13 protein-coding genes are annotated in these 12,306 nt (G+C 54.2%); 12 read left to right on the forward strand and 1 reads right to left on the reverse strand.

What is annotated here, in order from left to right:
• On the forward strand, positions 1 to 949 hold a 949-nt coding region (locus tag J1779_RS12130; RefSeq protein WP_217203874.1), incomplete at its 5' end, for a hypothetical protein.
• Between the two features lie 663 nt (positions 950 to 1,612).
• Here J1779_RS12130 and fliE read toward each other — a convergent pair.
• Complete coding sequence (gene fliE, locus J1779_RS12135; protein WP_056769901.1) at positions 1,613 to 1,927, reverse strand: flagellar hook-basal body complex protein FliE; 315 nt, start codon at positions 1,925 to 1,927, stop codon at positions 1,613 to 1,615.
• 282 nt (positions 1,928 to 2,209) lie between these two features.
• Between fliE and fliF the strand changes: the two genes are divergently transcribed.
• The 11 genes from fliF (at position 2,210) to fliP (ending at position 12,251) form a co-directional block, all read left to right on the forward strand.
• Positions 2,210 to 3,928, forward strand: a complete 1,719-nt coding sequence (gene fliF / locus J1779_RS12140; protein ID WP_183847336.1) for a flagellar basal-body MS-ring/collar protein FliF — start codon at positions 2,210 to 2,212, stop codon at positions 3,926 to 3,928.
• On the forward strand, positions 3,925 to 4,917 hold the full coding sequence (gene fliG / locus J1779_RS12145; protein WP_056769895.1) for a flagellar motor switch protein FliG: 993 nt from the start codon (positions 3,925 to 3,927) through the stop codon (positions 4,915 to 4,917). The genes fliF and fliG overlap by 4 nt, the downstream gene beginning before the upstream one ends.
• A complete protein-coding gene (fliH, locus tag J1779_RS12150; RefSeq protein WP_217203875.1) occupies positions 4,910 to 5,680 on the forward strand; it encodes a flagellar assembly protein FliH in 771 nt (256 codons plus the stop codon). Before fliG ends, fliH begins: the two co-directional genes overlap by 8 nt.
• Positions 5,677 to 7,041: a flagellar protein export ATPase FliI gene (gene fliI / locus J1779_RS12155; protein ID WP_056769889.1), complete on the forward strand. Its 1,365-nt coding sequence runs from the start codon at positions 5,677 to 5,679 to the stop codon at positions 7,039 to 7,041. The genes fliH and fliI overlap by 4 nt, the downstream gene beginning before the upstream one ends.
• A 77-nt stretch (positions 7,042 to 7,118) precedes the next feature.
• Positions 7,119 to 7,565, forward strand: a complete 447-nt coding sequence (fliJ, locus tag J1779_RS12160; protein WP_056769886.1) for a flagellar export protein FliJ — start codon at positions 7,119 to 7,121, stop codon at positions 7,563 to 7,565.
• A complete protein-coding gene (locus J1779_RS12165) occupies positions 7,562 to 8,914 on the forward strand; it encodes a flagellar hook-length control protein FliK (RefSeq protein ID WP_217203876.1) in 1,353 nt (450 codons plus the stop codon). The genes fliJ and J1779_RS12165 overlap by 4 nt, the downstream gene beginning before the upstream one ends.
• 196 nt (positions 8,915 to 9,110) lie before the next feature.
• Complete coding sequence (fliL, locus tag J1779_RS12170; RefSeq protein ID WP_056769878.1) at positions 9,111 to 9,611, forward strand: flagellar basal body-associated protein FliL; 501 nt, start codon at positions 9,111 to 9,113, stop codon at positions 9,609 to 9,611.
• Between the two features lie 7 nt (positions 9,612 to 9,618).
• On the forward strand, positions 9,619 to 10,635 hold the full coding sequence (gene fliM / locus J1779_RS12175) for a flagellar motor switch protein FliM (protein ID WP_056769874.1): 1,017 nt from the start codon (positions 9,619 to 9,621) through the stop codon (positions 10,633 to 10,635).
• Complete coding sequence (gene fliN / locus J1779_RS12180; RefSeq protein ID WP_056769872.1) at positions 10,628 to 11,044, forward strand: flagellar motor switch protein FliN; 417 nt, start codon at positions 10,628 to 10,630, stop codon at positions 11,042 to 11,044. The genes fliM and fliN overlap by 8 nt, the downstream gene beginning before the upstream one ends.
• Positions 11,044 to 11,475 (forward strand): flagellar biosynthetic protein FliO, encoded by a 432-nt coding sequence (gene fliO, locus J1779_RS12185; RefSeq protein WP_217203877.1) that lies wholly within the window; start codon positions 11,044 to 11,046, stop codon positions 11,473 to 11,475. The genes fliN and fliO overlap by 1 nt, the downstream gene beginning before the upstream one ends.
• On the forward strand, positions 11,472 to 12,251 hold the full coding sequence (gene fliP / locus J1779_RS12190) for a flagellar type III secretion system pore protein FliP (protein WP_056769869.1): 780 nt from the start codon (positions 11,472 to 11,474) through the stop codon (positions 12,249 to 12,251). The genes fliO and fliP overlap by 4 nt, the downstream gene beginning before the upstream one ends.
• Positions 12,252 to 12,306: the final 55 nt, after the last annotated feature.

Below are 12,306 nucleotides of genomic sequence, written 5' to 3' on the forward strand. Positions count from 1 at the left end.
CATTACTGCTGCAGCATATTTACTTAGCTTATTGCCGATAATTTCATCATCAAACTTGGCATTTTTTGGTTCGTTTTACCAAGAACAAGTTTTGATGATTTTCATTCCACTATTTATATTATCTACTTTTAAAGATAACATTCTCAATATTCTAATAGCATTTATTAGCATTACCGTCATTGCTTGTAGTAAGAGCCAGTTTTTCTACATCCCAATAATTGCTATCGCCTATTATTGCTTATTCAATAGAGGTCAGATTTTTATTAAGCTTCCACTAATGATTATATCTTTAGTTATGGCTATCTTCTGCATTATTGCAGCGACTTCTACCGTAACTTACAATAAATATCATTCTGAATATTTCGGCATTTACGAATATGAAAGATTAAATGGCATAGTTTTACCTGACGGCGTTGATGAATCCTGCGTAGGGATTGATGCGTGGGGAAATCGGTTTGATACAAGTAAAGGAGTAACTCAAACCGATATAGGTGAAAAATGCTTTAACCAACACGTTGATGCCAACTTTAAAAATAGTCTGTCTGAATTCATTAAGCACCCTTCAATAATATTCATGCTCCCATTTGATTCTGGAGTAAAAAGCCAATTAACTGAAAATTATTTTCATGTATACAAAGCCATGGATTTAATAATTAACAACAAAGGCTTTTACTATCAGTTAACATTGATGAAGGATTACTTATTCAAAGATTATAGGTTTTTAATTTTATTAGCCTCGCTCATACTTTCACTTTCATTCAGAAAAAATGAACTCTCTGGTTTACTTTTCATTGTCTCAACTATTGGGTGCTCTCAATTTTATATGGCTTTCTTTGGTGAAGGGTATAGAGACATGTCAAAGCATCTTTTCGGGATGAACTTCAGCTTTGACCTACTTTTATTCGTTTCAATAATATATATATTCAGATTTTCATGTAAGTCAAAATGAAGTGTTGCCACTCTTTTTGAGTGGCATTACCAATCAGAACATACAATTAAATCTCGAAGAAATTTCCTGTAATATGGGTATTAATCACCCATATTTACTATGCCCAATATCAAGTAATCTTCTGATGAATTAGGAGACGCATCAAAAATTAATCACTTTATTACCATCCGTAATGTTGTTGTGTTACCACCATCATTCGTCGTAAAAAAGCTGAATACCCCTGATACTCATCCAATTATGTTGACGTATTCCAGATTACATCGAACGTGCTGTCTGACTTTTAAAATTATTAGCTGACGAGGAAATGGCCCTCGAAAGACAATGCCACTGCAATCAGATTATGTGATTGTGGTAATTCGGTCTGAGTTGCTCGTAACTATAATAATACGAACAGGGTATGCTTTCGAAGCAATATAAGGAGCTCATGTACTCTTATATTTGATTGGTATCTTCTCAACCAAAAAATGTTGGCGGCCAATTTCCATCAGTATGAGTTCCACTAAAGATATAATTTTCTGTCACTTTAAAGCCTGAGCTATTGCGACTTCTGTCAAATGTACACTCTTCAATTGGATCTTGGCCTTTAGATTACGTAATTAAACATTTCAACACTGTACTTAACTGCGGTGATAGCTGTAGTTCCTGAAGATCTTGCTAACACACCTACACCGACATATTCATCACATCCTGATACGCCGCCACCAGTTTATTTCTGACCTGCACGCCCAGCTGTAATGAAATAGAGGATTTTTGCAGATCGACCATCACATCGTTGAGGCTGACGCCCGGCACGCCCATCTCGAGTTTTTCAGCCTGCAGTTTGGCGCTGTTTTGCGTCTCACTGATCTTGCCTAATGCCGCTTTCAGTTCGCTGGCAAAACCGGCTTCTGACGTGGTGTCGGTCTGCTTAACCGCGCCTGCCTGCACTGCAGTGGCCTGCATTTGCTGTAAAACACTCTCAATGCCTTGAATTGACATGCTTTCTCCGCTTAACGCTCTGTCGGTGACCAATGGGGTTCTTTCATGGAATGACACCCTATCACATCAGTTTTTTCCTAAACGCCATAATTGACCGCAAAAACCATGGCTTATCGGGCCATTAACTTTGCCCTGCGCGACAAATAATGGCTCACCTAGAAAATAGGCCTGCCTGTGTGGGGGTTTGAAAAATGTCACGCTTCACCGATTGCGCACCTGGGAGTCTGTTTTGTTAAGAGACAACATGAACACCACCGTCCAACAGCTAAATAGGGATCTTGTATGAGTTCCGCAATAGCCGGCGCAGAAAACCCTGGAAGCGGTTTCACTGCTCTGCTTAATCGCCTGCGCGCCAACCCAAAAGTTCCTATCGCCATTGCTGCTGCGGCAGCCGTGGCTATTGTTGTTGTTATGATGTTGTGGGCTAAGCAGCCTACTTATAAGGTGCTGTTTAGCAACCTCAACGACAAAGATGGTGGCGCGGTCGTCACCCAACTGACGCAAATGAATATCCCTTATCAGTTTTCTGATAACGGTGGCGCAGTCCTTATTCCCGCTGACAAAGTGTATGAAACACGTCTGAAACTGGCTGCGGCCGGTTTGCCGAAAGGCGGCGCCGTAGGTTTTGAACTGATGGATCAGGAGAAGTTTGGGATCAGCCAGTTCAGCGAGCAGATCAACTATCAGCGCGCACTGGAAGGTGAACTCTCCCGCACCATCGAAACGCTGGGCCCGGTCTCGAGCGCCCGCGTGCATTTAGCCATTCCGAAACCTTCTTTATTCGTACGCGAACAGAAAAACCCTTCCGCTTCCGTCACCCTGAATCTGCAACCGGGCCGCGCCCTTGATGATGGCCAGATCAACGCCATCGTTTATATGGTGTCGAGCAGCGTTTCCGGTTTGCCTCCGGCCAACGTCACCGTGGTCGATCAGAGCGGGCATTTACTGACGCAGTCAGACAGCAATGGCCGCGACCTCAATGCGTCACAGCTGAAATACGCCAACGAAGTGGAAGGCCGCCTGCAGCGCCGCATCGAAGCGATTCTGCAACCGGTGGTCGGCAACGGCAACGTGCACGCACAAATCACCGCGCAGATTGATTACGCCACCCGCGAACAAACTGACGAAAATTACCAGCCGAACGGTGCTGCGGATAAAGCCGCCGTACGTTCCCGCCAGCTCAGCACCAGCGATCAGATTGGCGGCTCTTCAGTGGGCGGCGTACCGGGTGCGCTGAGCAATCAGCCCGCACCGGCAGCGACTGCACCGGTGACCACACCGCCTGCGGCCAACACGGCTCAGAATCAGAATCAGAATCAGGCGGGCAACGCTCAGAACGGCGCACAAAACAGCACGGCGAACCGTTCAACGGTGCCATCGAACAGCCGTCGTGATGAAACCACTAACTATGAAGTGGATCGCACCATCACCCACACCCAGCACAGCGCCGGTGCGGTACAGCGCCTGTCTGCGGCAGTGGTCGTCAACTATCAGGTGGGAACGGATGGCAAATCCAAACCGCTGACCGATGAACAGTTGAAGAAGATCGACGATCTGGTTCGCGAAGCGATGGGCTTCTCTACCGAACGTGGCGATACGCTGAACGTGGTGAATACACCGTTCAACGAAGCCGCGGATGACACCGCAGAGTTGCCGTTCTGGAAACAACAGGCGTTCTTCGACCAACTGATCGATGCCGGTCGCTGGTTACTGGTGCTGATTGTGGCCTGGATACTGTGGCGCAAGATTGTTCGTCCGATGCTGCGCAAACAGCAGGCCGAGAAAGAAGCCATTGCCGCCGCTGCCCTTGCCGCTTCCATGCCACAACCTGAAGGCAGCAAACCGGTCAAACTCAGCACCGACGAGCTGGAGAAACGTAAACGTTCACAGCAGCGCGTCAGCGTCGAAGTACAGACTCAACGAGTACAGGAGCTGGCCGATAAAGATCCGCGTATCGTCGCCCTGGTTATCCGCCAATGGATGAGTACCGAACAACCATGACTATGACCGGAACTGAAAAAAGCGCCATTTTGATGATAACCCTGGGCGAAGACCGTGCGGTGGAGGTGTTCAAACACCTCTCCCCGCGTGAAGTTCAGCAAATCAGTGGCGCGATGGCGAATATCCATCAGATCTCCAACAAGCAGCTGGCCGAGGTCCTGAATGAATTCGAGGACGAATCCGAGCAGTATGCTGCGCTGAGTGTGAACACCAGCGAATACCTGCGTTCAGTGCTGACCAAGGCGCTGGGCGAAGAGCGTGCCTCGAGCTTGCTGGAAGACATTCTCGAATCGCGCGAAACCACCAGCGGTATGGAAACGCTCAACTTCATGGAGCCGGTGATTGCCGCCGATCTGATCCGCGACGAACATCCGCAGATCATCGCCACTATCCTGGTGCACCTGAAACGGGGCCAGGCGGCCGATATTCTGGCGCTGTTCGACGAGCGTCTGCGCAACGACGTCATGCTGCGTATCGCCACCTTCGGCGGTGTCCAGCCAGCGGCGCTGGCCGAGCTGACCGAAGTGCTGAACAACCTGCTCGACGGCCAGAACCTCAAACGTTCGAAGATGGGCGGTGTTCGTACGGCGGCAGAAATCATCAACCTGATGAAAACCCAGCAGGAAGAAGCGGTTATCGAAGCGGTGCGTGGTTACGACGGCGAACTGGCACAAAAAATTATCGACGAGATGTTCCTGTTCGAAAACCTGGTGGACGTGGACGACCGCAGTATCCAGCGCCTGTTGCAGGAAATCGAAGGCGAATCGTTACTGGTGGCATTGAAAGGTGCCGAGCAGCCACTGCGCGAGAAGTTCCTGCGCAACATGTCGCAGCGTGCTGCCGACATCCTGCGCGACGATCTGGCCAACCGTGGCCCGATGCGTATGTCTCTGGTCGAGAACGAACAGAAAGCCATCCTGCAAACGGTTCGCCGTCTGGCAGAGTCTGGCGAAATGGTAGTCGGCGGCGGCGAGGATTCTTATGTCTGATCCAATGAATGACCAGCCGGTGCCGGAAAAGAAAACCGCTGAAGAGCGGCAGACCGAGCGTCTTAACGCCCTGCCGTGGCAGCCGTGGCGGCCGGGCGATCTGGCGATGCCCTCTTTCGCCAGCCCGCTTGAGCCCTTGTTTCAGGAAGGTGAAGAAGAGCAGGACGACGGCCAGCCCAAGGTGCAGGTCGATCAGAATGAGCTGCTGAACCTGCAACGCCGCGCCGAACAGCAGGGTTTTCAGCAAGGTCTTGAAGCCGGTCAGAAACAGGGTTATGCCGCCGGATTTCAGTCCGGTCAGGAAGCCGGGCAACAGCAGGGTTTACTGGAAGGTCAGCAACAGCAGGCCGTTCTCACTGAACACTGGCAGCTTCTGGTGGCCGATTTCCAGCAAACGCTCGACGCGCTGGACAGCGTGATCGCCTCGCGCCTGATGCAAATGGCGCTGACCGCTGCCAAACAGATTTTAGGTCAGGCCCCGATTTGTGACGGTTCCGCCCTGCTCACGCAGATCCAGCAGCTGATCCAGCTGGAGCCGATGTTTAAAGGCAAACCGCAGCTGCGCGTTAACCCGGCTGATTTCGAGCGGGTCGAAGTGCAACTCGGCGCCAGCCTCAGTATGCACGGCTGGCGTTTGCTGGCAGATAATCAGATCCACAGCGGTGGCTGTAAAGTCAGTGCGGAAGATGGCGATATGGATGCCTCGATTGCCACGCGCTGGCATGAACTGTGCCGCCTCGCCGCGCCGGGAGATCTCGGATGACCGCCCGCCTGAGCCGCCTGCTGAAATCCCTCGACGATGCGGAAAAACGCATGAGCCGCACGCCTACCGTGCGCCGTTATGGCCGTCTGACCCGCGCGACGGGGCTGATCCTCGAAGCCACCGGCCTGCAGATGCCGCTCGGCTCCACCTGTCTGATTGAACGTCATGACGGCAAAGTGGTGCAGGAAGTAGAAAGCGAAGTGGTGGGTTTTAACGGCCAGAATCTGTTTCTGATGCCACTGGAAGAAGTCGAAGGTATTTTGCCGGGCGCCCGCGTTTACGCGCGTATTTCTCCCGACGGCCACATGGCCGGCAAGCAGCTTCCGCTCGGCCCGCAACTGCTGGGCCGCGTGCTTGACGGCAGCGCCAAACCGCTGGATGGCTTACCGCCACCGGACACCGGCTATCGCGCCGCGCTTATCACCCCGCCGTTTAACCCGTTGCAACGTACGCCGATCACCGACGTACTGGACGTGGGCGTGCGGGCCATCAACGCACTGCTGACCGTCGGTCGCGGCCAGCGTATGGGGCTGTTTGCCGGTTCCGGCGTGGGTAAATCCGTTCTGCTCGGCATGATGGCCCGCTACACCCAGGCCGATGTGATCGTGGTCGGGCTGATTGGTGAACGTGGACGTGAAGTCAAAGACTTCATCGAGAACATTTTAGGTGACGAAGGCCGCGCCCGTTCCGTGGTCATCGCAGCACCGGCCGACGTTTCGCCGCTCCTGCGTATGCAGGGAGCCGCCTACGCCACGCGCATTGCAGAAGATTTCCGTGACCGTGGGCAGCACGTACTGCTGATCATGGATTCCCTGACCCGCTACGCCATGGCCCAGCGTGAAATCGCCCTTGCCATCGGTGAGCCACCGGCAACCAAAGGTTATCCGCCTTCCGTTTTCGCCAAACTGCCTGCGCTGGTTGAACGCGCAGGGAACGGCATCAGCGGCGGCGGTTCGATTACCGCCTTCTATACCGTGCTGACCGAAGGGGATGACCAACAGGATCCGATCGCCGACGCCGCCCGCGCCATTCTTGATGGTCACGTGGTGTTATCGCGCCGTCTGGCGGAGTCCGGCCACTATCCGGCCATTGATATAGAAGCGTCGATCAGCCGTGCCATGACATCGCTTATCGACGACAACCAGTATTCCCGTGTACGAAATTTCAAACAACTGTTGTCCAGCTACCAGCGTAACCGTGATCTGGTCAGCGTCGGTGCCTACGCGGCAGGCAGCGATCCGATGCTCGATCGCGCCATCCGCTTGTACCCGCAAATGGAGAACTTTCTCCAGCAGGACATCATGGAACGCAGCACGTATGAAGACGCCTGTCTGGAACTGAACATGTTGTTCCCTGGCTAAGACATTACACACAGAACTATATCCATCAGCGTGCGCGCCGTATCAGGGCAAACAATGAAGGGTATGAGGAATATCGAATGGAAAGTTCATCACCATTGATCACCCTTTGTTCTCTGGCGCAAAAAGCGCTGGATCAGGCGACCAATCATTTGGGGCAAATCCGGCAATCGCATTCTCAGGCTCAGGAACAGCTCACCATGCTGCTCAACTATCAGCGTGAGTACCGCGAAAAACTGAACACCACCATGACCGGCGGAATTGCGGCCAATACCTGGCAGAACTACCAGCAGTTTATCGGCACGCTGGAAGTGGCGATTGAACAGCATCGCAAGCAGTTGCAGCAATGGGATCAGCGGCTCAATGCCGCCGTCAATCAGTGGCAGGATAAACAACAGCGACTGAATGCGTATCAGACCCTGCAAACCCGTGCCAGTGAACAGCAGCGTTCGCATGAGAACAAGATGGATCAAAAGCAGAACGATGAATTTGCCCAACGCAGCGCTTACAGGAAAAAAACGCTATGAATCTGAATATCTTGCCTGCGGCCGTCACCTCGGCGAAAACCACCGTTTCCGCCGCCTCCGCCAGCACGGCGTCGGATGCTGTCGCCACCGGTGATGTTTCCACGACCGGCGCCACCGCAGATTTTGCCAGCCAGTTGCAGGCGCAGCTGGGCGAAAAACTCGATCCTAAACTCGCCAGCCAGTTATCTCAGCTCGGCCAGAAAATCAGTGCCAAAGGCCAGATTCTGGACAAAGCCACGCTGACTCAGGCCGTGACCACCGGCGAAGAAGACGGCAGCCTGGCGCTGGACGACAGCGACCTGAGCAAAATGATTGCGGCGATCCAGTTGTTGCCCAACGGCAGCCTGAAAGGCACCGACCCTTCTGCGGTCAAAAATATCGCGCTCACCGATAAAGACAAAGACACTCAGGCTGACGACGCCACCTCCCTGCCGGTGCAGGCGCTGTTTGCCCAGCTCGCCGCGCAACAACAACCGGCGCAGCCACTGACCACCGCGACGGCGGCTTCGGCGCAGTCCGCCTTGTCCTCAGACACCGCCGATGCCGATAAAAAGAGTGCATTACTTGCCGGGCTGACCACCACCGCCTCTTCACTGCTGGCCGATGACGGTAAAACCGCCGTGACCGACAGCAGTGCACCGGCCACGGCCAGTACCGCCACCGCGCACGCGACAGGCAAAAATACCTCCGCCGCCAGCCCTGATTTTTCCAGCGCGCTTGCCGCGATGACCGCGGCTAACGGCAATGTCGCCGTGGCGGCACAGACCGACAGCCGCACGCCGGACAGCGCCCTGAACCTGGTGAACAACGCCGCGGTGGCCGTCTCTTCAGCGCCGGTGTCAACCACGCCGACCACCACCAGCGCCGTGACCGCGCCGTCCACGCCGTTGCTCAACGCGCAGCTGGGGACGCCGGAGTGGCAACAGCAACTCGGTCAGCAGGTGATGATGTTCAACCGTCAGGGGCAGCAGACCGCCGAGTTGCGCCTGCATCCGCAGGATCTGGGTTCCATCCAGATCAGCATGAAGATTGAAAACAACCAGGCGCAGTTGCACTTTGTCTCAGGCCACAGTGCGGTGCGTTCCGCCATTGAAGCCGCGATGCCTGATCTGAAAACGGCGCTGGCGGATAATGGCATCAGCCTCGGTCAGAGCAGCGTCGGCAGCGACAGCTCGCAGTGGCAACAGGCGCAACAGCAAAGTTCACAATCCGGTTCGCAGCAGGGGAACGCCTCAAGCTGGGCGGCCTTTAATGCCGGTGGCGTGAATGCCGCGGCAGACGCCCTGCCGGTGCCGGTGTCGCTCGCGCAGCGTCTTGGCGGTAACAACAGCGTCGATATCTTTGCGTAATTGTTCGCAAAATTGTTTCAGGTAGTTGCTGACGGTCAGTGTTCACTTAATTCAAACGGCAGAGCTGACCTTATTTTTCCCGCCTATTCTGACTATTGAACAACAGGATAAGCGGGATAATCATTTTCAGAATTGATCCGGCAGGTTGGGCTTCCCTCAGCTTATCTGCCCATACTTACAGGAAATCGCCTCATCCATGTCTGACTCCGCTCTCTCGGCCTCGCGCAAAAAAAAGCGACCGCTTTTAATGATTCTGCTTTTACTGGTGGCCCTTGGTGCTTGTGGTGCGGCGGGTTACGCCTGGTGGATGTTGCACAAACAGCAGTCAGCACCGGGTTCGCAGACCGCTGAAGTGAAAAAGAATGAGCCGCCGGTGCCGCCGATTTTCCTGGCGCTGGACACCTTCACCGTCAACCTGCAAACACCGGATAACGATCCTGACCGTGTGCTTTACATCGGCCTGACCCTGCGTCTGCCGGATGAAAAAAACCGCGCCATCCTGAATGAGTATCTGCCTGAAGTCCGCAGCCGCTTGCTGCTGTTACTTTCACGCCAGAAAACGTCGGATTTAGTCAGTGAAACCGGCAAGCAGCAACTGGTGCAGGAAATCAAACAAGTTCTGGACGTGCCACTGGTCAAAGGTCAGCCCCCACAGGCGATCAACGACGTGCTTTTCACTGCTTTCATACTGCGATAAACAAATTATGGGCGACAGCATTCTTTCACAGGCCGAGATCGACGCACTGCTCAACGGTGACAGCAGCGACAGCGCGGCTGAAACCACAAAAGCGAAAACGCTGGCGTCCGACGACGGCGTTAAACCTTTTGACCCCACGACTCAGCGCCGCGTTGTCCGCGAGCGTCTGCAGGCGCTGGAAATCATTAACGAGCGTTTTGCCCGTCATTTCCGTATGGGGCTATTTAACCTGTTGCGCCGCAGCCCGGACATCACCGTCGGGCCGATCAAAATTCAGCCTTATCACGATTTTGCCCGCAACCTGCCGGTACCGACCAACCTCAACCTGATCCACCTCAAACCCTTGCGCGGCACGGCCTTATTTGTGTTCGCCCCGAGCCTGGTGTTTATCGCGGTGGATAACCTGTTTGGCGGCGATGGCCGTTTCCCGACCAAAGTAGAAGGTCGTGAATTCACCCACACCGAACAGCGCGTGATTAAACGCATGCTGACGCTGGCGCTGGATGCTTATGAAGATGCCTGGAGCGGCGTTTACAAACTGAGCGTCGAGTACGTCCGTGCGGAATTGCAGATCAAATTCACCAACATCACCTCTTCCCCGAACGATATCGTGATCACCACGCCGTTCCACGTGGAAATCGGTGCGCTGAGCGGTGATTTCAACATCTGTATTCCCTTTAGCATGATTGAACCGATCCGTGAGTTGCTGACCAATCCGCCGGTCGAGAACTCCCGTCATGAAGAAAGCCAGTGGCGCGAAAATCTGGTGACCCAGGTTCAGCAATCCGAACTGGAGCTGGTGGCAAACTTCGTCGAAATTCCGCTGCGTTTATCTCAGATCCTGAAACTGCAACCGGGCGATGTGCTGCCGATTGAAAAGCCGGATCGCCTGATTGCCCACGTCGACGGCGTGCCGGTCCTGACCAGCAAATACGGCACCTTAAACGAACAATACGCTCTGCGCGTTGAACATTTGATCAACCCAATTTTAAATTCTCTAGATGAGGAACAGCCCCATGAGTGACACCAATAAACCGTCTGACGCCGGATCGGATAACGTTGACGATTTATGGGCTGATGCGTTTAACGAACAACAATCTGCGGGCAGCGCCAAAGCGTCAACCGAGGGTGTTTTCGCCGCGCTGGGCGCCCAGGAAGGAGCAGGCAGCTTGCAGGATATCGATATGATCCTCGATATTCCGGTCAAGCTGACCGTGGAGTTAGGCCGCACCAAGATGACCATTAAAGAGCTGCTGCGCCTGTCGCAGGGTTCCGTGGTTTCCCTTGACGGTCTGGCCGGTGAGCCGCTGGATATTCTGATCAACGGTTATCTGATTGCTCAGGGTGAAGTGGTGGTCGTGGCCGATAAATACGGCGTGCGCATCACCGATATCATCACGCCATCAGAACGTATGCGTCGTCTGAGCCGCTGATGAGCCAGACTGCCGCGACGGATTCCCCGTACCTTTCCGGGGCGGTGACGCCCGCCACTGCCCATGCCTCCGCGCCGGTAGTACCCGCCAGTTCCGTGCTGACGCAAGTCAGCTCCGTGCTCGGCGGTATTCTGCTGCTGATTCTGTTTATCGGCTGGGTGGCGAAACGGACCGGTCTGGCACCGCAGGCAAAAAATAACAGGCTGCTGAAAATCACGTCCAGCTGTCAGGTCGGGCGCAGTGAAAAAGTGGTGATTGTGGAAGTGGACAATACCTGGCTGGTGCTGGGCGTGACTGCCCACAACATCACACCGCTGCATACCCTGAGCGCGCCACCGGCCGATATCACGCCGGGCGCTGCTGCCGACAAGCCCGCTGATTTTCGTCAGCTGATGCAAAAAATGTTGAAACGTCCGGGAAAGCAGGCATGACCTTCTTGAGTTCCGTAGTTAACGCTGTCCGTCAGCGTCCTGTTCGCTTGCTTACCCGTTGTCTGCCGCTGCTGCTGCTCGCCAGCCCCGCCGCGTTTGCGCAATTACCGGGCATCATCAGCCAGCAAATGGCGAACGGTGCGCAAAACTGGTCATTGCCGATCCAGACGCTGGTCTTCATCACCACGCTGACCCTGCTGCCCGCGATGCTGCTGATGTGTACCAGCTTTACCCGCATTATCATCGTGCTGGGTTTACTGCGAAACGCCCTCGGCACGCCGTCTGCACCGCCGAACCAGGTTCTGCTCGGCCTCGGGCTGTTTCTGACCTTCTTCGTCATGGCGCCGGTTTTCGACAAGATTTACACCGACGCTTATCAGCCGTTCACTGAAAACAAAATCAGCATGCAGGATGCCATGGACAAAGGCGCTCAGCCGTTGCGTGAATTCATGCTGCGCCAGACCCGTGAAAGTGACCTCGCGCTGTACGCCCGCCTCGCCAACCTGCCGCCGCTGGCAGGCCCGGAAGCAGTGCCGATGCGTATTTTGTTACCGGCTTACGTCACCAGCGAACTGAAAACGGCTTTCCAGATTGGCTTCACGGTCTTTATCCCGTTCATGATTATCGATCTGGTGGTGGCCAGCGTGCTGATGGCGCTGGGAATGATGATGGTGCCGCCTGCCACTATCTCACTGCCCTTCAAACTGATGCTGTTCGTGCTGGTGGATGGCTGGCAGTTGCTGCTCGGATCGCTGGCGCAGAGTTTCTACAGTTAATTCATGCCGTTGCCTGATTTTATGGGCGTCAGCGTCGCCGCCAGTGCGGGCACTG

It is taken from the genome of Rahnella rivi, from assembly GCF_019049655.1.
Lineage (GTDB): Bacteria > Pseudomonadota > Gammaproteobacteria > Enterobacterales > Enterobacteriaceae > Rahnella > Rahnella rivi.

Coding starts and splice junctions, on each gene's coding strand:
- fliE (WP_056769901.1), bottom strand. CDS start 1,927: ATGTCAATTCAAGGCATTGAGAGTGTTTTACAGCAAATGCAGGCCACT.
- fliF (WP_183847336.1), top strand. CDS start 2,210: ATGAGTTCCGCAATAGCCGGCGCAGAAAACCCTGGAAGCGGTTTCACT.
- fliG (WP_056769895.1), top strand. CDS start 3,925: ATGACTATGACCGGAACTGAAAAAAGCGCCATTTTGATGATAACCCTG.
- fliH (WP_217203875.1), top strand. CDS start 4,910: ATGTCTGATCCAATGAATGACCAGCCGGTGCCGGAAAAGAAAACCGCT.
- fliI (WP_056769889.1), top strand. CDS start 5,677: ATGACCGCCCGCCTGAGCCGCCTGCTGAAATCCCTCGACGATGCGGAA.
- fliJ (WP_056769886.1), top strand. CDS start 7,119: ATGGAAAGTTCATCACCATTGATCACCCTTTGTTCTCTGGCGCAAAAA.
- J1779_RS12165 (WP_217203876.1), top strand. CDS start 7,562: ATGAATCTGAATATCTTGCCTGCGGCCGTCACCTCGGCGAAAACCACC.
- fliL (WP_056769878.1), top strand. CDS start 9,111: ATGTCTGACTCCGCTCTCTCGGCCTCGCGCAAAAAAAAGCGACCGCTT.
- fliM (WP_056769874.1), top strand. CDS start 9,619: ATGGGCGACAGCATTCTTTCACAGGCCGAGATCGACGCACTGCTCAAC.
- fliN (WP_056769872.1), top strand. CDS start 10,628: ATGAGTGACACCAATAAACCGTCTGACGCCGGATCGGATAACGTTGAC.
- fliO (WP_217203877.1), top strand. CDS start 11,044: ATGAGCCAGACTGCCGCGACGGATTCCCCGTACCTTTCCGGGGCGGTG.
- fliP (WP_056769869.1), top strand. CDS start 11,472: ATGACCTTCTTGAGTTCCGTAGTTAACGCTGTCCGTCAGCGTCCTGTT.